Origin of the sequence: Clostridium sp. AM49-4BH (assembly GCF_003478335.1) — a bacterium.
GTDB lineage: Bacteria > Bacillota > Clostridia > Lachnospirales > Lachnospiraceae > Butyribacter.
Window position 1 is genome coordinate 15411 of the sequence record NZ_QUFB01000025.1, and the last position, 20991, is coordinate 36401.

Annotated in this window: 32 protein-coding genes; 29 read left to right on the top strand and 3 right to left on the bottom strand. The window is 39.5% G+C overall.

All coding sequences use genetic code 11. The features are described from left to right. The first annotated feature begins 45 nt into the window (after positions 1 to 45). From DW981_RS08395 to DW981_RS08420, 5 genes are all read left to right on the top strand, one after another. On the top strand, positions 46 to 1737 hold the full coding sequence (locus DW981_RS08395; protein ID WP_118507387.1) for an EAL domain-containing protein: 1692 nt from the start codon (positions 46 to 48) through the stop codon (positions 1735 to 1737). Positions 1738 to 1918: 181 nt separating this feature from the next. Further along, positions 1919 to 3001: a GGDEF domain-containing protein gene (locus DW981_RS08400; protein ID WP_118507388.1), complete on the top strand. Its 1083-nt coding sequence runs from the start codon at positions 1919 to 1921 to the stop codon at positions 2999 to 3001. A 600-nt stretch (positions 3002 to 3601) separates the two neighbouring features. Then, entirely contained in the window at positions 3602 to 4186 is a 585-nt protein-coding gene (locus DW981_RS08410) for an LPXTG cell wall anchor domain-containing protein (protein WP_118507389.1), read from the top strand. 101 nt (positions 4187 to 4287) lie between these two features. Next, positions 4288 to 4662, top strand: a complete 375-nt coding sequence (locus tag DW981_RS08415) for a DUF3795 domain-containing protein (protein WP_118507422.1) — start codon at positions 4288 to 4290, stop codon at positions 4660 to 4662. Positions 4663 to 4704: 42 nt separating this feature from the next. Then, positions 4705 to 5505 carry a class B sortase gene (locus tag DW981_RS08420; RefSeq protein ID WP_118507390.1) on the top strand — a complete coding sequence of 267 codons (801 nt, stop codon included), beginning with the start codon at positions 4705 to 4707 and terminating at the stop codon, positions 5503 to 5505. A gap of 712 nt (positions 5506 to 6217) precedes the next feature. Here DW981_RS08420 and DW981_RS08425 read toward each other — a convergent pair. The 3 genes from DW981_RS08425 to DW981_RS08435 are packed head-to-tail and all read right to left on the bottom strand — an operon-like array spanning position 6218 to position 8125. Then, positions 6218 to 7081 (bottom strand): hypothetical protein, encoded by an 864-nt coding sequence (locus DW981_RS08425; protein WP_118507391.1) that lies wholly within the window; start codon positions 7079 to 7081, stop codon positions 6218 to 6220. A gap of 12 nt (positions 7082 to 7093) precedes the next feature. Continuing rightward, positions 7094 to 7522 (bottom strand): ImmA/IrrE family metallo-endopeptidase, encoded by a 429-nt coding sequence (locus tag DW981_RS08430; RefSeq protein WP_118507423.1) that lies wholly within the window; start codon positions 7520 to 7522, stop codon positions 7094 to 7096. 18 nt (positions 7523 to 7540) lie between these two features. Continuing rightward, positions 7541 to 8125 (bottom strand): transcriptional regulator, encoded by a 585-nt coding sequence (locus DW981_RS08435; RefSeq protein ID WP_118507392.1) that lies wholly within the window; start codon positions 8123 to 8125, stop codon positions 7541 to 7543. 168 nt (positions 8126 to 8293) lie between these two features. Between DW981_RS08435 and DW981_RS08440 the strand changes: the two genes are divergently transcribed. The 24 genes from DW981_RS08440 to DW981_RS08555 all read left to right on the top strand — a co-directional run bounded on the left by DW981_RS08440 (position 8294) and on the right by DW981_RS08555 (position 20974). Beyond that, positions 8294 to 8536, top strand: coding sequence for a DUF739 family protein (locus tag DW981_RS08440; RefSeq protein WP_118507393.1), 243 nt, complete (start codon positions 8294 to 8296; stop codon positions 8534 to 8536). After that, entirely contained in the window at positions 8536 to 9252 is a 717-nt protein-coding gene (locus tag DW981_RS08445) for a Rha family transcriptional regulator (RefSeq protein WP_118507394.1), read from the top strand. The genes DW981_RS08440 and DW981_RS08445 overlap by 1 nt, the downstream gene beginning before the upstream one ends. A gap of 53 nt (positions 9253 to 9305) precedes the next feature. Beyond that, on the top strand, positions 9306 to 9650 hold the full coding sequence (locus DW981_RS08450) for a hypothetical protein (RefSeq protein ID WP_147352628.1): 345 nt from the start codon (positions 9306 to 9308) through the stop codon (positions 9648 to 9650). Between the two features lie 11 nt (positions 9651 to 9661). Beyond that, complete coding sequence (locus tag DW981_RS08455; RefSeq protein ID WP_118507396.1) at positions 9662 to 10099, top strand: hypothetical protein; 438 nt, start codon at positions 9662 to 9664, stop codon at positions 10097 to 10099. A gap of 113 nt (positions 10100 to 10212) precedes the next feature. Next, positions 10213 to 10362, top strand: a complete 150-nt coding sequence (locus tag DW981_RS15365; RefSeq protein ID WP_207663991.1) for a hypothetical protein — start codon at positions 10213 to 10215, stop codon at positions 10360 to 10362. 187 nt (positions 10363 to 10549) lie between these two features. Further along, positions 10550 to 10894, top strand: coding sequence for a phage antirepressor KilAC domain-containing protein (locus DW981_RS16165; protein WP_347474545.1), 345 nt, complete (start codon positions 10550 to 10552; stop codon positions 10892 to 10894). A gap of 106 nt (positions 10895 to 11000) precedes the next feature. Beyond that, complete coding sequence (locus DW981_RS08475; RefSeq protein WP_118507399.1) at positions 11001 to 11207, top strand: hypothetical protein; 207 nt, start codon at positions 11001 to 11003, stop codon at positions 11205 to 11207. 98 nt (positions 11208 to 11305) lie between these two features. Continuing rightward, on the top strand, positions 11306 to 13297 hold the full coding sequence (locus DW981_RS08480) for an AAA family ATPase (protein ID WP_118507400.1): 1992 nt from the start codon (positions 11306 to 11308) through the stop codon (positions 13295 to 13297). Beyond that, positions 13290 to 13658, top strand: a complete 369-nt coding sequence (locus tag DW981_RS08485; protein WP_118507401.1) for a hypothetical protein — start codon at positions 13290 to 13292, stop codon at positions 13656 to 13658. Before DW981_RS08480 ends, DW981_RS08485 begins: the two co-directional genes overlap by 8 nt. Next, the gene (locus tag DW981_RS08490; protein ID WP_118507402.1) at positions 13658 to 14404 is read left to right on the top strand and encodes a hypothetical protein; all 747 of its coding nucleotides are present in this window, start codon (positions 13658 to 13660) and stop codon (positions 14402 to 14404) included. Before DW981_RS08485 ends, DW981_RS08490 begins: the two co-directional genes overlap by 1 nt. A gap of 9 nt (positions 14405 to 14413) precedes the next feature. Next, positions 14414 to 14671, top strand: coding sequence for an MBL fold metallo-hydrolase (locus tag DW981_RS08495; protein ID WP_118507403.1), 258 nt, complete (start codon positions 14414 to 14416; stop codon positions 14669 to 14671). After that, positions 14643 to 15131, top strand: a complete 489-nt coding sequence (locus tag DW981_RS08500) for a hypothetical protein (protein WP_118507404.1) — start codon at positions 14643 to 14645, stop codon at positions 15129 to 15131. The genes DW981_RS08495 and DW981_RS08500 overlap by 29 nt, the downstream gene beginning before the upstream one ends. Positions 15132 to 15144: 13 nt before the next feature. Then, positions 15145 to 15597: a single-stranded DNA-binding protein gene (locus DW981_RS08505; RefSeq protein WP_118507405.1), complete on the top strand. Its 453-nt coding sequence runs from the start codon at positions 15145 to 15147 to the stop codon at positions 15595 to 15597. A 90-nt stretch (positions 15598 to 15687) separates the two neighbouring features. Then, the gene (locus DW981_RS08510; RefSeq protein ID WP_118507406.1) at positions 15688 to 16104 is read left to right on the top strand and encodes a hypothetical protein; all 417 of its coding nucleotides are present in this window, start codon (positions 15688 to 15690) and stop codon (positions 16102 to 16104) included. Between the two features lie 19 nt (positions 16105 to 16123). Further along, complete coding sequence (locus DW981_RS08515) at positions 16124 to 16840, top strand: hypothetical protein (protein WP_118507407.1); 717 nt, start codon at positions 16124 to 16126, stop codon at positions 16838 to 16840. Positions 16841 to 16905: 65 nt separating this feature from the next. Then, positions 16906 to 17529 (top strand): ERCC4 domain-containing protein, encoded by a 624-nt coding sequence (locus DW981_RS08520; protein WP_118507408.1) that lies wholly within the window; start codon positions 16906 to 16908, stop codon positions 17527 to 17529. After that, entirely contained in the window at positions 17498 to 18022 is a 525-nt protein-coding gene (locus DW981_RS08525) for a sigma-70 family RNA polymerase sigma factor (protein ID WP_118507409.1), read from the top strand. Before DW981_RS08520 ends, DW981_RS08525 begins: the two co-directional genes overlap by 32 nt. 13 nt (positions 18023 to 18035) lie before the next feature. Next, positions 18036 to 18293, top strand: coding sequence for a hypothetical protein (locus DW981_RS08530; protein ID WP_118507410.1), 258 nt, complete (start codon positions 18036 to 18038; stop codon positions 18291 to 18293). Beyond that, complete coding sequence (locus tag DW981_RS08535; protein WP_147352629.1) at positions 18286 to 18846, top strand: hypothetical protein; 561 nt, start codon at positions 18286 to 18288, stop codon at positions 18844 to 18846. Before DW981_RS08530 ends, DW981_RS08535 begins: the two co-directional genes overlap by 8 nt. Positions 18847 to 18887: 41 nt before the next feature. Further along, on the top strand, positions 18888 to 19067 hold the full coding sequence (locus tag DW981_RS08540) for a hypothetical protein (RefSeq protein ID WP_118507412.1): 180 nt from the start codon (positions 18888 to 18890) through the stop codon (positions 19065 to 19067). A 172-nt stretch (positions 19068 to 19239) separates the two neighbouring features. Beyond that, positions 19240 to 19986, top strand: coding sequence for a phosphoadenosine phosphosulfate reductase (locus DW981_RS08545; protein WP_118507413.1), 747 nt, complete (start codon positions 19240 to 19242; stop codon positions 19984 to 19986). 160 nt (positions 19987 to 20146) lie between these two features. Beyond that, positions 20147 to 20497, top strand: coding sequence for a hypothetical protein (locus DW981_RS08550; protein ID WP_118507414.1), 351 nt, complete (start codon positions 20147 to 20149; stop codon positions 20495 to 20497). Continuing rightward, the gene (locus DW981_RS15105; protein ID WP_022306165.1) at positions 20490 to 20663 is read left to right on the top strand and encodes a hypothetical protein; all 174 of its coding nucleotides are present in this window, start codon (positions 20490 to 20492) and stop codon (positions 20661 to 20663) included. The genes DW981_RS08550 and DW981_RS15105 overlap by 8 nt, the downstream gene beginning before the upstream one ends. 2 nt (positions 20664 to 20665) lie before the next feature. Then, on the top strand, positions 20666 to 20974 hold the full coding sequence (locus DW981_RS08555) for a hypothetical protein (RefSeq protein WP_118507415.1): 309 nt from the start codon (positions 20666 to 20668) through the stop codon (positions 20972 to 20974). The last annotated feature ends 17 nt before the right edge of the window (positions 20975 to 20991 follow it).

Sequence of the window (20991 nt, forward strand, 5' to 3'; positions counted from 1 at the left end):
AAATGACAGGAATAGAGTGAAGTAGTCAGAAGGAAGGTTTTTGTTGTGATTAATGATATATTTCAATTATTTGGAGAGCGGACAGATGATATTTTATTTGAGATTATTACAGAATGTATGGACGATTATCTGTATATATTTGATCTGCAGAATAATATCTTTGAGATTTCACAGTCAGCTGTGAAACGATTTAATATACCGAGTAATATCCTGACAGATATGTTTAATGAAGTTATGAAGGCAGTATATGAAGGAGACCGTGAGATGCTTGCAAAGCATCTTGCGGATATATGTGAAGGAAGAGAAAAGGTACATAATCTTCATTATAGATGGCTTGATAAAGAAGGTATGCCGGTCTGGATCAACTGCCGTGGTATCGTTATCGATGATCAGCAGGGAAATGCGGAATATCTGGTCGGGTGTCTGAATGAGACCGGCAACAAGAGAAGGGCTGATAATATCACCGGACTGCTTGGTGGTCCGGAATTCCTTACTTACTTGCGTTCGCAAAAGGAACCCATTTCAAAGGGCTTTTTTATGCATGTAGGAATTGATGATTTCGGAGCGATCAATAGCTCCAGGGGAGCTGATTATGGTAATTATATCCTGAAAAGTGTAGCCGGCTGTATGAAGGAATGCCTTTCAGACAAGCAGAGAATTTACCATCTGGTAGCGGATCAGTATGTGATCGTGGATCTGGAAGCTTCCTCCGCAGAAGACGCTGTGGCACTGAAAGAAAAGATTACAGATAAACTTCATAATTTCATAGTAGCCGAAAAGTATGAAGCTATATTTTCTATTTCAATTGGTGTTATAGATGCAGCAACATTTTGTGAGGGAGCCGAAGAATGCCGCAAAAAGTTTGAATTTGCCTTGAAACAGGCAAAAAGCATGGGTAAAAATGGATTCTATATTTTTGACCAGGATGACTATGAGGTCTTTTTACGAAAAGGAAGAATCGTAGCAACACTTCGTAATGCTATTGTGAACCATTATGATGGCTTTGAAGTATACTACCAGCCGATCGTGGACTGTCAGTCCGAACAGATCATTGGAGCAGAGGCACTGATGCGTTTTTCCATGATAACGGAAGAAGGGCGGGAGTTTGTTTCACCGATGGAGTTTATCCCATTATTGGAAGAGACCGGATTGATCATTCCCGCTGGAAGATATATTTTGAACGAAGCTGCAGCAATGTGCTGTGAAATGCAGAAATATATTCCTGACTTCCGGATGAATGTAAATGTATCCTATGTTCAGATCCTGCAAGGCAATGTGGAGCGGGATATTCTGGGTGCAATTCAAAAATATTCATTACAGCCGGAATGCTTATGTGTTGAAATGACAGAAAGCGGATTTATGGATATGACACCTTCGTTCTGTAAATTCCGTAAAACTCTGGATAAGAACGGGATTCCTTTTGTGATTGATGATTTTGGAACAGGATATTCGAATCTTCATTGTATCCGTGATATGAATCCAAGTTACGTGAAAATGGATAGGGATTTTACTGCCAAGGCGATGAACAATGACAGGGATTATGAATTATATAAAAATATCATCCCCATGGTACATAGTATTAACGTCAGGATATGCGCAGAAGGCATCGAGGAAAAAGAATGGCTTCTGAAAATGAAAGAAATGAAGGTTGATTATCTGCAGGGATATTATTTTGGAAGACCATGTGGAAAGAAACAGTTTCTGCAGCAATATGCCAGTGGCATCAACGTTAAATAAAGAGAGTAAGGTAGACTCAGCTATGTGGGTCTGCCTTATTTTGTGGTCTTATCAGAAGGATGGATCCATAACGGCATCTTTCTATGACAAAAGGAACGTCCCTATAAAGACATTCTCCCTTTTCTGTGTTATAATAATGTGTAATTTGTATATTTACAGATAGAAAAGGGGTGAGGAGTTTATGCTTCATTATTTTTTACAGTTGAATTTTGCGACGATCTTAATATCCTTTTTTATGTTGATTTTCGTCAATGTAAATCCTGTATTTCAGAGAAAGGTAATTCGGTTGTTTTCCATTGCGATAAGCACAGTACTGTGTCTGGTTATCGTTGACAGTATAGAATACTGGTGTGCGACACTTCCGTATCCGACAATGCTGCGTGTGGCAGTATCTATTATTGGGTATGCGCTTAGACCAATCAATATATGCTTTGTGATCATTCTTTCCTGTGGTAACAGAGTGTCGCAAAAGTTTAAGAAATTTATTGCGCTTCCGGGAATTCTGAATATGTTGATCGCTTCCACTGCGTTATTTTCAGGTGTTTGTTTTTCATACTCGGATAAGAATGAATTTGTGCGGGGGCCACTTGGATATTCGGCATTTGTTGCCTCCGGTTTTTATTTGATTCTGTTGGTTATCCTGACTAATAAGTTATATAAGATGGAGCATACATACGAATCGCTGATCGCAATTTTCATTGCGGTGACGAACACGATAGCTGCCATTCTGGAGGCGTTTTTCCATTATGACGGACTCATCAATACCACGGGAGCTGTGAGTGTTGCATATTATTATATGTATTTGACGACACAGCAGTTCAAGCGGGATCCACTTACGCGTGCGCTCAACCGTCGGTATTTTTATCTGGATGCGGATCGTTTGATGAAGAGCAAATGTCTGACAGCGGTAATTTCCATTGATTTAAATGATCTGAAGAGATTCAATGACGAGAATGGCCATGCGGCCGGGGATACGGCTTTGTGTACGATTGTAGCGTGCATTCAAAATATACTGCCGAGGGGATGCCACCTGTATCGAACCGGTGGTGATGAGTTTATGATCTTATGTTCACGGGTTTCAAAAGATGATGTCCCTGCTCTGATCGATCATATGCGGAGGGAGCTTTCTAAGACTCTTTATTGTTGCGCCATTGGTTTTGCCACGCCGGATGCAGACGAGGATTTTGAACATATATGTTCTATTGCAGATGCAGCCATGTATGCAAATAAAAAACAATTAAAAGGCGAAGATGCGATTCGCTAGTAATTAAAGTAGCAGAAGATAACTATCCACTTGAGGAAGATACAAGATTAGCAGAGCCTTGTATGCTGTCAGCAGACAAGAGACTTACTTGCGAGAGCAGACTGGGCATTTAGCCCAAGCAGTAAGGTAGATCTGATCGTGCAGAAGGCTATTATAGATAAGCAGTATGATATTATGCAGCTGAATGTGACCTTATTTAAGTACACGAATGAAATTCTTGGAGTAAAAAATTTACAAGTAAATATTGATCAGTAAATGTTACGTCGGTACTCACATAGTATCGGCGTTTGTTTTTTATCTTAAAAGTGTCGCCGGGACAGCGACCATATAAAGATGCCATTCAATTATACTCATATTGTAACAGAGAAAGAGAGGCGCCGGAGTAATCCGGGGATTGGAGGCATATATGTACGGAGCAATTTTAGGAGATATTATTGGAAGTCTGTTTGAGTTATTATACCATCTCAAAGACCGGAGCAACAAAAGGCTATCAGAAACTGATCATGGTTGATGCAGATATTTTACAGAATCCAAATTATAAAACGATAACAGATCATACCTATTACCGTCAGAGAATTACACTGCATAAGCAGGACGAAGATGGGAAAGGGTTGGGCGGTATTAACAGATACAGTAGCAAGCGGAAGTGCAGTTACGGTAAATCCGGTCAGTGGAAGCGCAGTATCCGGCGAAACAGGTATTTCTTATACATCTGTAGTTGCTGTGAAACAGAAAGACGGAACTTTTGCTGATCATACCGATGACAAGATCATTATGGTGGATGAGCAGGCGCATATCCAGCTTTTGAAACTGGACAAGGAGACAGGACAGGCTCTTGGCGGTGCAAAGTTTGTTGTAACAGATTCCAAAGGAAATAAAGTGATGAAATTTGTTGCAAAAGATGATGCTTATGACATCACCGGAAAACTGGTCGTTGGGGAGACTTACACCTTTACAGAGGCTTCCACTCCATCCGGTTATCAGTTGGCAAAGCCGGTACAGCTGACGATTAAGGATACTGGGAAAGTACAGGCAGTGACGGTTAAGGATGCGCCGATTCCGGAAGTACCGGATACACCGCAGACTGGTGGAAACATGCCAATCATTCCGATTGCTGCAGGATTGCTTATGGTAATTGGTGCAGCGGTGATGATTTGGAAGAGAAGAACAGTGGTAAAGAAATAAGATTTTTGTAGATGCCTGGGAGTTTATTTGGTATAATTATGGTGCAGGGGACAAGGAATTGTTCCCTGCAAATCGGAAAATTGGAAGTTGTGGTGGTACTTATGAAACGAGAATTAGGAATTGCTAGATGTGGTCTTGCATGTTGTTTATGCACAGAAAAAGCTGATTGTAACGGCTGTGGCTCAAATGGTTGTTCAGGTAATGATATTTGCGAGAACAAAAAATGTTCGATTACAAAGGGACTGACACATTGTTATGAGTGTGAAGAAAATTGCAGGAAAGGACTATTAAGCAAAATCAAACCGTACGCATTTACCTTATTTGCTAAAAAGTATGGGGAAGAAAAGCTCTTGGACTGTTTAGAGAGAAATGAGAAAAACGGAATTGTGTATCACAGAAATGGCATAAACGGGGATTATGATGATTTTGATGATGTAGAACAGTTAATGGATTTTATATTGACAGGAGTGCGATAACTTCCAGTTTGTAGATGCAAATACATAGTAAAAAGGACAATTATGAACCAACTAAATAACATTTCAACCCCAAAGGGAAGAAAGGTATTTTCAAGAAGAATACTTTTCTTCTCTTTTTTTATTTTAGCAGCCATTGCTTTGGCTCTGGGGCTTTGGTTAAAAAGAACCATGGATCAGGAGATCAAGCAGGACAACATAGAAAAAGAGATTACCACGGAGAAAGAAAAGGGTGGTGTACGGAACCTCCACAAAAAGTACAAAGATATGATCGGGTGGCTAGAAATCAAAGGCACCGGCTTTTCTTATCCGGTTATGCAGACAGGTATCAAAGGTCATCACGAAGGTGACTGGCAGTATTATCTTCACCGGAATGTGCATGGTGATTACAGCTTTTATGGGACACCGTTTTTAGATGTCCGCTGTAAGACAGACAGTGACAATCTTATCATTTACGGTCACAACATCAACGGGAGACGGTACTTTGGCTATCTGCAAAATTTCCGTGAGGAAACATTTTTTAAGGAACATCCCGTGTTTTCGTTTACTCCGGTAGAGAAAAAGGAGCAGGATTATCATATCGTTTCGGTATTAGAATCGGATAAATATGCAGATTACTATTCCTTCACGGATTACGGAAACGAAGAGGATTATTACGGGATGGTAGAGAAAATCCTAAGTCACAGCAAGTTTCAGAGTGAAGCGGCAAAGAAGATGAAAAGGGAAATGGATGAAAGTAGTGCTGAGGCATTCTTTCGGAAATATAAGTTTGTAACGCTTTCCACTTGCCGGACGATGGATGGGAAAGATAAGCGGCTCATGGTAATCGGCTGCAGGAAACGATAACAGGAAGCAATGGGATTTGACGAGCTTAATGTGATCAATACTAATTCTGATAAGACAAAAAAGGATGATGATAAGAATAGTAAGCCTATCGATCTTACCAGTCAATTGTCTAGTGCTTTAGCTGATTACAAGACTGTTTGGGATAAAAGTTGAAGTTCTTTTTGTGAGTTCCAAATCTTGGTATGCTAAAATACAATACAAGGGAAAAGTAGGTCACGTAAACAAAAAGTTTATAGAATAAACAAGGTTTATATGATAAAATAGGTTTGTTACCGCCTCCTAGATTGGTACGGAAGGGAGGTGAACTGCGTGGAATATATCATTTCTCTTATTGTCACTGTTGCGGCTGGTGTAATTTGCCATTACATCATCAAATGGTTGGACGGTGACAAATAGTCGGTAGCCAGCCTGTGGAATTAAGCCGTTCCACACCAAAAAATAGGAATAGAAAACCCCGGTGCTGGAACACCGGGGTTTTTGTTTTGAAGTCGAACTGCATGGACTTCTCATTTCTCTTTGCCTATTGGCATTATAGCATATGCAAAATTCAAATACAATATACAAAAATTAGATATTGGTCAATTTTTCTGAATTTCCCCTATACTATTCTAATTATTCTATTCTTATCTATACTTAATCTATACTATACTAATCTAATCTACTTATGTGACCTACAAGTAACCATTTGACAACCAATCTGTAACCAAAGATTCTAATTATGTATTTTGACGTATTTCATTTTTATTGTAAATACAGTATCTTTAGTGCCAGTAAGTGCTCTAGTCATTTCCTCCGGCTTTTCTATAGTCCCATATACAGTGATTATATCATTGGAAAGCAATTTAGGCGTTTTAGCTGCACGCTCGTCAAATACTACATACTCATCATCTGCATATATATCATATCCACTATAGGAATAGCATCTCAAAAATCCCTGCGTGAACAAACCATCTTCGGAAATTTGGTTTATTTGGCATTTGAGTTTGATTTTTTTGCCAACGTATTTGTTTGGATTGCGCATTACCTTTTTGTAGTTATATGTTTTACACGCATTTATGAATTTTGCCTTTTTTGCTTTAGCAGCTTTCTTTTCCTTAGCCTTAATCTGCTTCGGTGATAATGTTGGCTTAGCCTTCGCTGTCTTTTTAGGCTTTGCCTTTTGCTTAGATTTTGCCTCTTGCTTGGGCTTTGAATTTGTCTTGCTTTTTTGTGAGTCTTTTTTGACTGCTGGTGTGTTAGTAACTTTGTTGGACACGGATGTACTATTTGTATTTTTAGTATCAGAATCTTTATCCGAATTACCGCATTGATATAGTAATGCACATACTAAGAAAAATATTATAATAGACCATAGGCATCCATGTTTCTTTTTCTTTGGGACATTATTGATATTTTGAACCCCGGCACTCTGAAATCCATTATTAGTTGGTTGAACCGGTGGAGTTTGTTGGATTTCTACCCTAATTCTGCAATTATCGCAATATGCGAAATCCTTGAATATGGGATTACCGTTTATGTCAGTTCCACATGCTTCTTGACCAAAACGCATTTCTTGATTACATTTTTTACATTTCATTGTGATTCCTCCTTATTTTTGCAATCGTAACTCAATTAGTTTTTTTTCATAACCAGTTAAACGACTTAGTTGATTGATGGTATAATCTTTGTATTCGTATAGCATATCATCAGTAAGTAATAGATTCATAGCAAATGTGTTGGCTTCAATTTCCCTTTTGGAATTAAGTAACAGTGTTTGATTCCGGATGAAGTAGCAGTTTACTTTGCGATGCATGATAGCATGTCCAAGTTCGTGTGCCATAACAAGAGTTCTATCGTGATCTGATAAATCTTCGCTTAAGAATATGCATCTATGGTTTTTAAGGAACATATAGCATCCTTCAAATCCAAGTTTTCCTGTTTGAACAATTATTCCAAGAGCATCGGCTATTTCAAAGGGATTTGTTGTATCAAATTTTTTGATATAGTAGCTTACAAGTTTCTTTATATCCTTTTTCAATAAAATCACCCTAATCCTTTATTTCTTGTTTTTATTTGGATTGTACTTCTCCTTGTTTATTACTTTTAATTGTGTAAGCATAGATTCCAACTGTATCTTAAACAACTCTGCTGATTCAGGAGATAGTTCCTGACCATCGAAAGTTGCAGGACCATCCTCACCGGACTGTAATTTGTGCATAATGTTATCTAGGTCTTTGGCTATATCCTTTTTGTCTCTGGAATTGAGTCTATCATATTCAAAGGCATGTTTTTGGTTTGAATGATGATTATCAATACCTGCAAATATACCTGATATTCCTTCCATTTCTTGTTGAACTTGTTTGTTTTCTATGTATTGAGAGGTTTGCACATTATATCTTTCTTTTGGAACATCAAATCCCATCAACCAAGATTCGTTTACATCCAAAGCCATACCAAGTATGAAGAGTTTATCTTGTCCCGGTTCTGATTTTCCTGATAAATATTGGCTTACATCGGATTTGTTGAGTTTTATATGATATTCTTCAGAGAATGGTTGTGCTAGTTTCAAAATATCAACTTGCTTTAGATTTCGGTCTTTCATTATCTCTTTAAGCCGTATAGAAGTATTTTTTCTTTTCATTATAGTCACCTCACTTTCTAATAAGAATATAACATAATTACAATGTAGATTCAAGAAAAAAAACATTGGAAGTTAAAAAAATTGAATTTTTGTATTGACATTATTTTTTGGGGGTGATATGATATGACTAGTTCAAAAAAATGAACAAAACGTGAAAGGAGAAAAATAATGGCATTTGATTACAGGAAACTGCGTGGTAAAATTGTAGAAAAATATGGATCACAGTCAGAATTTTCCGTAGTTATGGGCTTGTCTGAAAGAACACTGTCCTTAAAGATGAACAGTAAGGTTCCGTGGAAACAAAAGGAAATTTGTAAGGCTGCAAGTCTCCTTGATATATCAGATGGTGATATAGGAGATTATTTTTTTGCAACAAGGGTTCAAAATGTTGAACGGAAAGAAGGAAAGTAATGAATGATTTAGGAACTGCGTCTATAACTTCTATGGAAGTTGCAGAAATGACTGGAAAGATTCATAAAAATCTTATCCGAAGTATTGAAACATATATGAAGCATTTTAGCCAGCTCAATTTTGAGCCGACCCAATATTTTAAGTTATCTACATATTTAGACGAACAGGAAAAAGAACGAAAATGCTACAACATTACCAAGAAAGGATGCGAGTTCATTGCTCATAAAATGACAGGAATTAAGGGGACGGAGTTCACTGTAAAGTATATTGAGCGTTTCCACGAAATGGAACAGGCAATCAGCCAGCAGGAAGTGGTAGAGCAGAAGCAGGAGAAAAAGAGCTTATCGCAGTGGACTCCAGAAGAAATTGTTGACTGGAAGTTGAATGATCTGCATAGAAGATTGCAGAAAATTGAAAGACAGGAAGAGGAAAAGCCAAAGATTGGACGGTTACAACGCTTAGTTCCCAAAAAGAAAACCTGGTACGATCGCAACAAATCAAGAATATGGTGCATCACACGCAACAGGGATATGGAACTCAAAGAGTTGTATCACATCATTCTGGAGGAATGCGGTAGATATTACGATGTGGATTGTGCAATAGACGAATACCGCAGAGAAAACGGAAGAACGATGGTATATCCTATGGATATTGTGGAGGAGTACAGGGAATTGCAGGACATAGCAGATCAGGTGCTGGATTACTTTGAAAGGTAGGTGTGGATAAATTCGTTTTTTGCTAGATTGAGTGGAGAGGAGAGTAGTTAAATTTGAAAATGTTTATATTAAAATTCATTGCGGGTGGGTATTCCATCAAAATGAGATGCAATAAGAATAAGAATATTCTTTTACATAGAGTTGAGTATGGTTCTAATGAACTTGCAGGCGAAATGTATAACACTAGAGCGACAGCATGTGATATTGCTTATCATATTTATTCTGTAAAAATTAAAGAGAAGCATTCTGGCTATTTAAAAGATGCAACGCTTATTGAATATGCTGTTAGTTCAAGAGATGATGCTGATAATGAAGTGTCTTATAAATATAGAAAGTATATAGTTATTTGTGATGCAGGAATGTATATTTCTGATCTGCTGAAAGGAAATAATGAATAGAGGTGAAATGAGTGAAAAGATTAAAAAATTGGATAAGAGAGTTTTGGGATGATCATTTTGCAAAGGTTCAGTGTATTCCTAATATAATGGTTATTCCATTTAATCTTGATGGAAGACTGATACTTAGAGTGACGAAAGATTATTTCTCTGGCGAGATGGATAGCAAAACTTACTTAATCGAACACCTTCTAGATGAAGATTTTAACATTACAGAAGAAACGCTACAAATGGAAAAGGAGCATTTTATTGTACCGTTTCGATCTGCTGAGAATGGGAAATTGGAACAGTGGTTAGATGAAAAAACATTAGGGGAATATAAAAAGATTGTTGTTGAGACAGATGAAGAAAATCCAACAACTATTGCGACCATTACGCCAAATGCAAGGAATGCGATAACAGGTTATAGGGTTCGCATGATTCCGGTATATGAGAAAGCAGGTGAAAAATGATTAAATTAGCAAATAGAGTAAAAATCTTTTTTCATAAGCACTTTGTGAAACATGAAGTCCATTGGGTTCCAAGCACCACGATCATATGCTTGAATTCAGACGGGAGAAAGATATTGCAGATAACAAAGACATTTGCAGATGGAGAAGTAGTTCAGAGAAATTATCAAATAAAATGTTTGTTAGATGAAGGACTGCAAATAACGGCAGAAACGCTTGAGATGGAGAAAATGTTATTTGGTGAACCTACAAAGACAGAACAGTAATGAAAGGATATGGACATGCTTGATTTGTTTCGTAAAATACGATTTAAATTATCGAAGCGAATTTTCTCATTAAATACATCACTATTGGTGACATATGAATTCAAGGGAGAGAAAATTTTGCATATTTCACAATTTGGAAAAGATGGAATTCGTTGCGAAAAGAAATACCAAATCGAGCATCTGTTGGATGATAACTTGCGGGTTACGAAACATACGCTCGAAATGGAAAAACAAATTTTTCAGAAACCTATTGTTCGTTAATAAGCGACCAATAAGATTCGCCACAATTAGGACATTTTGGCAAAGTTTGATTATCAGATTCAATAATCTCAATGTGTGGTTTTGTAGAGTTACACATTGTGCACATATATGTACCTTTCTTTACTTTGTCATATGTACCAAAATAAGCACTGTCAACAACCTGGATGGATCTGTTCGCATCAACCGGACTACAAAAGTGACCGGTAAGGGGCAGCAGTATTTTATCAATAAATTTTTAATCAAACAGGAAAGGAGGGCGGTTATATGTTAATGGATGAAATGACATTAGAAGAGGCGTTGGAGTTACATGCTATTGGATTTGAGATTACTCTGAGAGCAGGACAAGTTGCAGAAATCAAGGAAAGAGAGGATTAGCCATGTTAAATGTGACAAGCGATAAGGGGATTTTTGATATTACCAAAAAGGAAATCACAATTCCATTGTCGGAGTACACGGATTTAATCGCAAAAGAGGCGATGTTGTCTCAAATAAGGCATGCAGTCTCTAAGGAATCTGGAGACTACGGAACTATCGGCATTGTCAAAGCAATTTTGCAGATTGATGATCCAGAAGACAAAAAATAGGCCCATAGGTATTGCAGTACCGATGAGCCAAAAACAAAGGACTATAAAAGTCCATCACATACAAGTGCATTGTAGCACGGAAAAGGAGAGATTGCAAAGTGAAGATTTTATTGAAGAAGTTACATATGGAGAACTTCAAGAAAACGAAGGATCAGACGATTGACTTCGGCCATATAACTAAGATCAGCGGGCAGAATGCAGTTGGAAAAAGTACGGTGGCGGATGCGTTTATGTGGTGTTTGTTCAATAAGAACAGCTTAGGAGAAGCTAAGTTTCAGGTGCGCCCATTGGATGCCTTTGGTAACCCGATTGATCATGTGGATATTAAAGTTGTCGTAACGCTAGATGTTGATGGTAGAGAGTTCGAATTATCCAAGACACAGAAACAGAATTGGGTGAAAAAAAGGGGGACTTTAGAAGCAACATTGCAGGGCAATGACAATCTTTATGAAATTGATGGCGTTCCAAAGAAAGAAAAGGATTTCAAAACATTTGTGTCAGACATTATCAATGAAGATCTTTTTCAACTGCTGACGAATCCACAGGCTTTTGTAAGCAAGAAATGGAAAGAGCAGCGTGAAGAACTAATGAAGATGATACCGGGTGTAGATAACGATACAGTGATCGCATCCAACCCAGATGTGTTGTCGGAGTTAAATCTGGCGTTGTCGCTACACACTCCGGAAGATCTGCAGGCTAAAGCTAAAAAGGCATTATCAGAGTACAAGAAAAAGCAGACTGAGATTCCGGCAAGAGTTGATGAGGTCAGAAAGTCCATGACAGATATTGATGTGGCAGAATTGGAGTTGCAGCGTAACGGCCTGAAAGAGCAGATTGCTACAGTAGAGAAATCTGAGGCAGATATGACAGCACAATACGAGGCACACCAGAAAGTGACTGATGATCTGATGGATCTCAAATTTGCTCTTTCGGATGTGGAGCGCAAGGCAAATGAGAGGAATGTGACAAAAAAGAATTCATTCATCGATGAATTAGCGCAATATGAAAATGATATCACTTCTTGCAAACGCAGAATGGAAATATGTGATCAGAACATCAGAGATGCCAATGGAACGATTTCGGCTTATGAGAAAAAGCGTGCGGAAATGCACGAAAAGTGGATTGCGGAAAAGGAAAAGGTTTACTCTGACACATTGGCATTTGACGAAAAAGAAACGGTTTGTCCATTGTGTGGGCAAAGCTACCCGGCAGATAAAATTGCACAGATTAAGGCAGAATTTGAAGAGAAAAAGGTTGCATTGAAAGCAAATTGGGAAAAGGAACACACCGATGCATTGGAACGCATTGTAGCAGACGGAAATCGTTATAAAGATTTAATTTCCCGAACGCAGGAAAAAATTGTGGATCTGCGCACCAATCAGGAAAAGATCAAAGTCAATTTGCAAAGTGCAGAAACAGAACGAGACCGAGTGATAAAACTGCTCAAATCTTTACCAGACAAGGTTGATTGCTCAGAAAACGCAGAGTATCAGAAACTGCAGGAACAGATAACACTAAAGGAAGAGTATTTATCTAAGATGAACAGCGGTGCCGAGATTAGACAGCAGTTGAAAATCAAAAAGAATGGTTTGATGGATGAACTAGCTATCGTGGAAAAGCAGATCGCATCAGCAGATAATTCTGCCAAAGAGGAACGCATCGAAGAGTTAGAGGCAGAAATGCGTGAGATTGCTCAAAGTGTGGCAGATGAAGAAAAAATGCTCTATCTGCTGGAGAAGTTCATGAAAGCCAAAATGATGATCCTGTCAAAAATGGTTAATGAGAAATTTGGCATTGTGAATTGGAAGTTGTTTGACAAGCAGGTCAATGGTGCTGTGGTAGAGTGTTGCGAGTGTATGGTCAATGGTGTCCCGTATTCTGCCCTTAATACCGGGCATCGTATTGTAGCCGAATTGGATATTATCCATGCATTGTCTGTTATGCATGATGTGACCGCACCAATTTTTGTGGATAATGCCGAGGCCGTGAATGATTATAACATTCCAGAGATGGAGGGGCAGCTTGTATTGCTGCAGGTGACTGATGACAAAGAATTAAAAGTGGAAAGAGAGGACATGCGGAATGATTAAAGTAACTATTGAAGCGGATGGAGAGGAAAAGAAGATTTTAACAGGAGAAATGCTTAATATGGCAGTATTGGGAGAAGATGGTTGTAAAATTGCGATGGTAAGTCAGCCTGCAAAACGAGGAATTAGTTCTAATAATTTTATTCAATCATTGCAGAAGTTAGTGCAATGCTCTATTAAGTCTTTTGCACAGGGGGACAAAACAATGGAGTCCATACTTAAAGTGTGCTTTGCAGAAGCGATGATAGAACGTCCTGATGGTATGAAAGACACTAAGGAAGAGGAGCAGGGCAGTAAAAAGGATGTAGAACATCGTGGACTTGATGTTCTGTTCGAAATTTTGAGAAAGGTGGTTGAAGACTGATGGCGGCAGAGATTGTGGAAAAGAAAGAAACAAAGGTAGCAGTAAAGCATGACACAGAACTTAGCAAAGGGATTTGGGGAAGTTCCGATAACTGGTTGATGGCTGGGCAGATGGCGAAAGCTCTTTCCTGCAGTACGATCGTACCAAAGGATTATCAGGGAAACGAAGCAAATGCATTGGTTGCCATCGACATTGCCAATAGATTACAGACCAGTCCATTGATGGTTATGCAGAACTTGTATGTGATCCAGGGCAGACCGAGCTGGTCGGCGCAGTTCCTGATTGCATCTGTAAATGGAAGTGGCAAGTATGACATGGAATTGCAATATGACGAAAAGAATGACAAAAACGGAAAGCCGTATTCCTGTCAGTGTTGGACGATGAAAGATGGAAGGAAAGTAACTGGTCCGGTCATTGATATGGAAATGGCAAAGGCAGAAGGATGGACTACAAAGAGCATGAGTAAATGGAAGACTATGCCGCAGATCATGCTTCGATACAGAGCTGCTTCATTCTTTGCCCGTATGAATTGTCCAGAACTTACACTTGGTTTCTACACACAGGAAGAGGTCATTGACGGAGATTTTAAGGAATATCCGGTGGAAGAGATGCGGCAGAGTGTGGAAGATGAGATAAAGGCAAATGCCAATACAGAGGATTTTGAGGAGGTTGTTCCGAAGCAGGAAGAAGACACTGCTGTAACTGAGACTATAGAGGAAGAAGTTCCGGATTTTATGAAGGGTTAGGTTGCTCATATGAAACTGAAGTGTTTGGGTAGCGGTAGCAGCGGAAACTGTTATCTGCTTATTGCTAGCAATGGAGAAACGCTGATCATAGATCCGGGGATCCCGATCAAAGAAATTAAGAAAGCCTTAAACTGGAATATTTCGTGTGTGGTGGGTGCTGTGTGCACTCATCATCATACGGATCACGCGAAATCTGTTAAGGATCTGGAGCAGATGGGGATCCCGGTGCTTAAGCCATATGAGAGCTCAAAAAAAGATAAGCGTTGATGGTGCAGGATGGACGATACAATATTTTGAATTGACAGATAAGAATAGAAGATTTATGCACACAAATGCCGATGGAACAGAATGTACTTGTTATGGATTTTTGATTTCTCATCCGGAGATGGGACGATTGCTATATATCACAGATACGGAGTTGGTCAAGTGGCGCTTTTATGATGTTCATCAGATATTGGTGGAAGCAAATTATTCCAAAAAGATCATACAAGAAGATGATCCGAACTATGAGCATGTATGCCGGGGACACATGGAGCTAGAAACAACATTGGAGTTTCTAAAGGTAAACAAAAGCATGGATCTTCGGAATGTAGTACTGTTGCATCTGAGCGATGATAATTCCGATGCAGAGATGTTTGCCGCCAGAGCAAAGGAAGTTGTAGGAATGGCAGATGTTTATGTTGCTGATGAGGGAATGGAAGTCGAGTTGAATAAGGATCCGTTTTAGGAAAGGAGCATAAATGAACAAAGTAATTTTAATGGGCAGACTGACCCGCGATCCGGAGATCAGATATGCCAATAATGCAAACAGTACCTGCATTGCTAACTATACCTTGGCTGTTGACCGCAGGTTCAAGCGTCAGGGTGACGAGCAGACAGCAGATTTTATTCAATGCGTTGCAATGGGTAAAGGTGGAGAGTTTGCGGAGAAGTATCTGCATCAGGGAACCAAGATTGTAGTGGAAGGTCGTATTCAGACCGGAAGCTATACGAATAAGGATGGCCAGAAGATTTTCACTACAGAGGTGTGGGTGGAATCGCAGGAGTTTGCGGAGAGTAAGGCAGCGTCTGCGCAGAATGGTAATCAAAATGCGTCTGCGCCAACAAGACCAAATGTGGCACAGAATGATAGCGATGGATTTATGAACATTCCAGATGCCATTGAAGAGGAGTTGCCATTTGCAACCAATTAATGACCGAAATGTCATAAAACTAGGAATCGAATCAGAGCGCTTTGAGATAGTAACAGTTGACACAGCATATGACAAGAAAGGAAAGAGAATATGGAAATCAGTTTACAAGAGTTAGCTGGCGGTGCTTTACAGGAGAAAGTAAATCAGGCGTTTGAAAAGGTTATGCAAAATATGCAGGATCCAAACACGCCGTGGAAAAACAAAAGAAAAATCACCGTTGGGATAACATTTGCACAGAATGAGGATCGCACTGACTGCACCTGTGATATTTCGGTGGATACAAAACTTGCAGCGGTTAAGCCGGTGAGCACCAAATTTTGTACGCAGAAAGATTTGGCAACTGGTGAGATTTATGCCCAGGAATATGGACCGGGAATCAGAGGACAGATGTCTTTCGAAGATGTGGATCAAAACATGGTAGAGATTAATGGAAACATGGTTGATACAGAAACGGGAGAAATCAAAGAAGATGGTGTAATTGATCTTAGAGGAGCAAAGCAGGCATAAAGAAAGAAGGTAGGTAAAAATGATTAAAGAAGCATTACAGTATGTCGTTGGTTTAAGCGAAACCAACATAACAGATATTGATGGGAAAAAGTATGCGGACAAGCCGTTGATTCGCATGGACTACGCCCCAAAGGCTAAGGCGATTAAGATGACCACTCTTAGAAGTTTAGTCGATTATATCAAGTCAAAAGCTGATACTATGAGTGATCAGATGATAGTCCATGTAGTGAGTCCTACGCAGGTTAATTTGTTTTCAAATTTGGATTCTGATCGGATTCGCGAGTGTATGGTAGAGGTTCATGCGGAACTTCCAGAGTTTCCGTTTAACAAATTTGTTGACCATGAAGATTTTATCATTGGTGTGCAGGCAAAGTTTATTCCGAATAATGATTCTGATTTGCTTTTGAAGTTTGCTGGAACAGTAGAGGGTGGAACGATTGCTGACTATGGAGATGACGGAGTATCGCAGAAGGCTACAGTTAAGACAGGACTTGCATCCAAGAGTGACGCAATAATTCCAAGTCCGGTTACTTTAAAGCCATATCGAACTTTTACAGAGGTAGAACAGCCTGAAAGCCAGTTCGTTTTTCGCATGAAGGAAGACAAATATGATGGAGTACAGTGTGCGTTATTCGAAGCAGATGGTGGAGCATGGAAATTGCATGCAATGGAATCCATCCAAGAATATCTTGAGGAGCAGTTAAAGGGTGTCGATGGTTTCACAATCATTTCGTAGGCTTACATTGTTCACAGAAAAAGGGGCAGGCTTCTGCCTGCTCCGGTATGATGAAAGGAGAAGCAATGATCATATTGGAAGATATGGGGCAGAAAGAGGAAAAACACACAGTTAAAAATCAATGGTTTTATGAGAACGGTATTGATGTGGTGCGTGTACCGCTGCCGGTGGGAGATTATGTTATAGCAAATGACAAGGCTATAAATGTGTTGGAGCGCAAAGAACAACGCAATATTAAGCCAAAAAAAATGGACTTCTTGGGTACATATTCTACGGCTGTGGACACGAAAGAGAACATAGGTGAGATTGTTAATAACATATGCGGCAAGTCGCATGATCGATTTCGTGATGAATGTATTTTGGCTCAAAATAACGATGTGCAGCTATATATATTAGTAGAAAACGAAGATGGAGTAGCTTGTATTGGAGATTTATACCGTTGGCAGAATCCGAGATTGTACAGATACAATAAAATTAAATATATGCATGGTCTTGGAAAATGGCAGCACATTAAATTGCCAAAGAGACCTCCGACAAAGGGAGAGACACTCGCAAAGGCGATGCTTACAATGGAACAAGAATATGGTGTGCATTTTCTTTTTTGCCATCCAAATGAGGCAGGAGCAAAGGTAGTTGAATTGTTGGAGGGTGGTTGTGATGATGACAGAAGAACAAAAGCTGTTGGTTGAAAATAACCATAACCTGATTTATTTTATGATCCACAAAATGAATGAATCAGTAGAAGAATATTATGATCTGGCTGCGATTGCACTTTGCAAGGCTGCTATAAGTTATCAATCAGATAACGGATCTTTCTCAAATTATGCCTGCAGATGCATCAGAAACGAAATTCTATTGGATCACAGGGCAAGAATGATGCCCAAGCGTTGGATGAATGAATATTTGATCAGTTATGATGCCCCGTCGGTTGTTCAAAATGAAGATGGGGAAGAGAGCATTCTTCTTGATCAGCTTAAGTCTTTTGAATCTGTGGAAAACGAGGCGTTAAGCAGAATTATGTATTTGGAAGTCGTGGCAGAATTAGGGAAGACAGACAGCAAGGTACTGAAATTTTTTGAAATGGGTCTTAAGCAACGGGAAATCGCTGAAATAATGGGAGTGACTCAGGCAAATGTTTCCAGAGTGAAAAGACGTGTGGAAAAGATGTTATGTTGTGATTGATTGGAGGGACTTTATGGCAAAGCAGCAGTTGATAAACAGGGCAAAATATAAAGATATTAAAAGATATGATCATAATCAGATGGAGCGGTTCGCGCGATCACTGTATGAGAGTGGTTTCAAGGATGGAGCTGTACAGGCAACGGAAAAATCCAATACGAGACAGATGGATTTTAACATGTTAAACGAGAGACTTCTTACCATTAAGGGGATAGGAATTGTCAAGGCGGAACAGATTGTAAAGGTCGTGAAAGGGGCGCTGGAAAGTGAGTAGCCGAAGAGCGGCAATGCGCCGTGAAAGAAAGCAGCGAGCAAAAATTGGGAAGAATAAGTCGTCCACTGGCGTAATGCTAAGAGCTGCGGAGCAGGGCAAATTGGACGGTAGAACCATTGCTTTCTGCGTAGCAGCTAATTTGTTGTATGATTTGCACGGATTCCGCAGGCGGCGAATATACAACTTTTTGGAAAAGTGCAATAAGGAAGCCGCAAGATTTGATGATTCTGGATTGCAATTTGTTCTAAAAGTATATGCAGATAGAATTGTTGAAAAATTTAATGATCTGCTTCTGATGGAACACCCTGCGGATGTGGTGGAGCATATCTATTGCAATCAAAGAGATGATTTTTTCATTTCATCGCTGGCACTAATGTTTACTGTCCTAAACGGGGAATATGGTATGGCGTTTAATCAGAAGAAAACAGGAAGGTTGGATGTCATGCTGGAGTACTGTGCAAATGAATACTTGAAATTGCAACTGGATCCGGATGGGCATGATGTGGCATGGTATGTGCGACAGACGAGGGAAAAAACAGGGATTATTATTTAATAAATACAGATAGAACTTGCGGAATATCTGGAGGGATAAACATGATAGACGAAAAGAAAGTGATCAAAAAGCTGCAAAATCGCATTGATGATTTTGTATTAAAGCATTCGGACAAGAAAGATTGTGAATCGGTTCAAGTAGCAAAAGAGTTCATACATCTTTTGGAGGAAGAAGCAGTATATGCAGAGCAACAAGAAATAGAAACGTTTGGAAAGGAGTAATAACGAATCCCGGTAAACCGGGTTGACTGCCAAAGCGTGAAAAGTGGCAAGAATAAAAGGGCTGACAGTAGCGTGAAAGAGGCATGAGTGGGAACAATCTTGTGAAAGCCATGTTGAAGTAGCAAGGGAAGCGTAATGCCCTATCCACGAACGGAATTTGTTTCGTGGTGTTATGAAACAAAAACTAACAGTATGCTGGATCAGCGCAGGAATATCAAGCTTTATGGCAGGTTATCTTGCCGGAAATGTAGACAAATGGATCTATATTGACATAGCTGACCAGCACCCGGATAGTATTCGATTTATCAAAGATTGTGAGAAAGCAATCGGAAAAGAGATCGAGATACTACGATCAAAAGAGTACAGCAGTGTAGAAGGGTGCGTCAGAGTATTCGGGGGATTTAGAAATCCCGGAAATGGCTTCGCACCATGCACGAACTGGTTGAAAAAGAGAGTGCGGAAAGAATGGGAAGAGCAGCACAAGGATTACGAATTGACCTATATCTGGGGCTTTGATCTAAAAGAGAAGAACCGGGCAGAGAGGACGATTGAAGCGAATCCGCAGGCAAACCATGAGTTTCCGCTTCTCGACAGGCAATTATCAAAAGAAGAGGTTCATGGACTGTTTGAACGGACTTTTGATTTTGCCCGGCCAAAAATGTACGAACTTGGTTATCCGAACAATAACTGTATCGGATGTATCAAGGGGGGCATGGGTTATTGGAACAATATACGCAAGGATTTCCCGGAAATATTTGAAAGCCGGGCGAAGTTGGAAAGAGACGTAGGATATTCCATCTTGAAAGATAGCAATAGTAAGCCGATTTTTTTAGATGAATTAGATCCGAACAGAGGAAACATGAATACAGAGATTTTCCCCGATTGTGGGATTATGTGCTATTTAGCAGAAAGTGAATAATTACATTTTGCATGAAAATAACACCAGCTGTCGCGTGTTCACGGGATAAAACAGTTTGAGACCGGACACCGACAATACAGCAATGCCATACTCCTCCCGGAACTGGTGATGAGGATATTATACACCGTCGGGTGGGATGTAGGCAAGAAAGGAGCAGAAAATGACGATTGATAGGGCAATACATGACCTAAAAGGAGCGTATGCAAGCGACTATAATAAGCAACTGGCTGAGTGGCTAGAAGAGCTGAAAATGCTTAGAGAATTAAAAAACGAGCATAGAAAGATTAGAAATATAGAGGGGTACAATCAAGGGTATAAAGAGGCTAACAATATTAAAAATGTACCAGTAGCATATGATGTGGATTGGGTTGTGAAACAGTTGAAAGAAAGACTATCTCTGTATCAAAGATTACAAAAATTACAAGACAAAGATTGTCTGCAATACGGCTACAAAATAGAAGCCACAAATGATGCAATCGAGATAGTAAAGGCGGGTGCGAAGAATGACTAATGCTGAAAGAATCAAACAGATGTCGGACAAAGATTTAGCAATATTTATTATGTGTCCAGCAGAGTACGATGTGGCATTTACTAAGAGTTGCGGATGCAACGGAGAAATGAATAAAAACTGTTATCAATGCACATTGGAATGGCTACGGCAGGAAAGTGAGGGATAGCTATGGCAGAAAAAAGAATGTTTTCCCGTGAACTGGTGGAAAGTGATCAGTTCTTGGAACTTCCGTTATCCGCACAGGGGCTTTATATGCATATTTGCATGGAGGCGGATGATGATGGCTTTGTGAACAATGCAAACCGGATCCGAAAGGTTGTTGAGCTTCGCAGGAGGATTATAGGACTTTATTTGACAGAGGTTACCTACTACAGATGGCCAATGGCTTGGTGGTTGTGGCACATTGGAAAATATGCAATAGCATTCGAAAAGATCGGTATAAGCCTACTGTACATCAGAGCGAATACAAGAAATTAAAGGTTTGCGACAATGTA

What these genes read in the sequence shown, in the direction of transcription:
- DW981_RS08400 (WP_118507388.1), top strand. Translation starts at nt 1,919, where the DNA reads ATGCTTCATTATTTTTTACAGTTGAATTTTGCGACGATCTTAATATCC.
- DW981_RS08410 (WP_118507389.1), top strand. Translation starts at nt 3,602, where the DNA reads ATGGGAAAGGGTTGGGCGGTATTAACAGATACAGTAGCAAGCGGAAGT.
- DW981_RS08415 (WP_118507422.1), top strand. Translation starts at nt 4,288, where the DNA reads ATGAAACGAGAATTAGGAATTGCTAGATGTGGTCTTGCATGTTGTTTA.
- DW981_RS08420 (WP_118507390.1), top strand. Translation starts at nt 4,705, where the DNA reads ATGAACCAACTAAATAACATTTCAACCCCAAAGGGAAGAAAGGTATTT.
- DW981_RS08425 (WP_118507391.1), bottom strand. Translation starts at nt 7,081, where the DNA reads ATGAAATGTAAAAAATGTAATCAAGAAATGCGTTTTGGTCAAGAAGCA.
- DW981_RS08435 (WP_118507392.1), bottom strand. Translation starts at nt 8,125, where the DNA reads ATGAAAAGAAAAAATACTTCTATACGGCTTAAAGAGATAATGAAAGAC.
- DW981_RS08440 (WP_118507393.1), top strand. Translation starts at nt 8,294, where the DNA reads ATGGCATTTGATTACAGGAAACTGCGTGGTAAAATTGTAGAAAAATAT.
- DW981_RS08445 (WP_118507394.1), top strand. Translation starts at nt 8,536, where the DNA reads ATGAATGATTTAGGAACTGCGTCTATAACTTCTATGGAAGTTGCAGAA.
- DW981_RS16165 (WP_347474545.1), top strand. Translation starts at nt 10,550, where the DNA reads ATGATAACTTGCGGGTTACGAAACATACGCTCGAAATGGAAAAACAAA.
- DW981_RS08475 (WP_118507399.1), top strand. Translation starts at nt 11,001, where the DNA reads ATGTTAAATGTGACAAGCGATAAGGGGATTTTTGATATTACCAAAAAG.
- DW981_RS08485 (WP_118507401.1), top strand. Translation starts at nt 13,290, where the DNA reads ATGATTAAAGTAACTATTGAAGCGGATGGAGAGGAAAAGAAGATTTTA.
- DW981_RS08490 (WP_118507402.1), top strand. Translation starts at nt 13,658, where the DNA reads ATGGCGGCAGAGATTGTGGAAAAGAAAGAAACAAAGGTAGCAGTAAAG.
- DW981_RS08495 (WP_118507403.1), top strand. Translation starts at nt 14,414, where the DNA reads ATGAAACTGAAGTGTTTGGGTAGCGGTAGCAGCGGAAACTGTTATCTG.
- DW981_RS08500 (WP_118507404.1), top strand. Translation starts at nt 14,643, where the DNA reads ATGAGAGCTCAAAAAAAGATAAGCGTTGATGGTGCAGGATGGACGATA.
- DW981_RS08505 (WP_118507405.1), top strand. Translation starts at nt 15,145, where the DNA reads ATGAACAAAGTAATTTTAATGGGCAGACTGACCCGCGATCCGGAGATC.
- DW981_RS08510 (WP_118507406.1), top strand. Translation starts at nt 15,688, where the DNA reads ATGGAAATCAGTTTACAAGAGTTAGCTGGCGGTGCTTTACAGGAGAAA.
- DW981_RS08515 (WP_118507407.1), top strand. Translation starts at nt 16,124, where the DNA reads ATGATTAAAGAAGCATTACAGTATGTCGTTGGTTTAAGCGAAACCAAC.
- DW981_RS08520 (WP_118507408.1), top strand. Translation starts at nt 16,906, where the DNA reads ATGATCATATTGGAAGATATGGGGCAGAAAGAGGAAAAACACACAGTT.
- DW981_RS08525 (WP_118507409.1), top strand. Translation starts at nt 17,498, where the DNA reads ATGATGACAGAAGAACAAAAGCTGTTGGTTGAAAATAACCATAACCTG.
- DW981_RS08530 (WP_118507410.1), top strand. Translation starts at nt 18,036, where the DNA reads ATGGCAAAGCAGCAGTTGATAAACAGGGCAAAATATAAAGATATTAAA.
- DW981_RS08540 (WP_118507412.1), top strand. Translation starts at nt 18,888, where the DNA reads ATGATAGACGAAAAGAAAGTGATCAAAAAGCTGCAAAATCGCATTGAT.
- DW981_RS08545 (WP_118507413.1), top strand. Translation starts at nt 19,240, where the DNA reads ATGAAACAAAAACTAACAGTATGCTGGATCAGCGCAGGAATATCAAGC.
- DW981_RS08550 (WP_118507414.1), top strand. Translation starts at nt 20,147, where the DNA reads ATGACGATTGATAGGGCAATACATGACCTAAAAGGAGCGTATGCAAGC.
- DW981_RS15105 (WP_022306165.1), top strand. Translation starts at nt 20,490, where the DNA reads ATGACTAATGCTGAAAGAATCAAACAGATGTCGGACAAAGATTTAGCA.
- DW981_RS08555 (WP_118507415.1), top strand. Translation starts at nt 20,666, where the DNA reads ATGGCAGAAAAAAGAATGTTTTCCCGTGAACTGGTGGAAAGTGATCAG.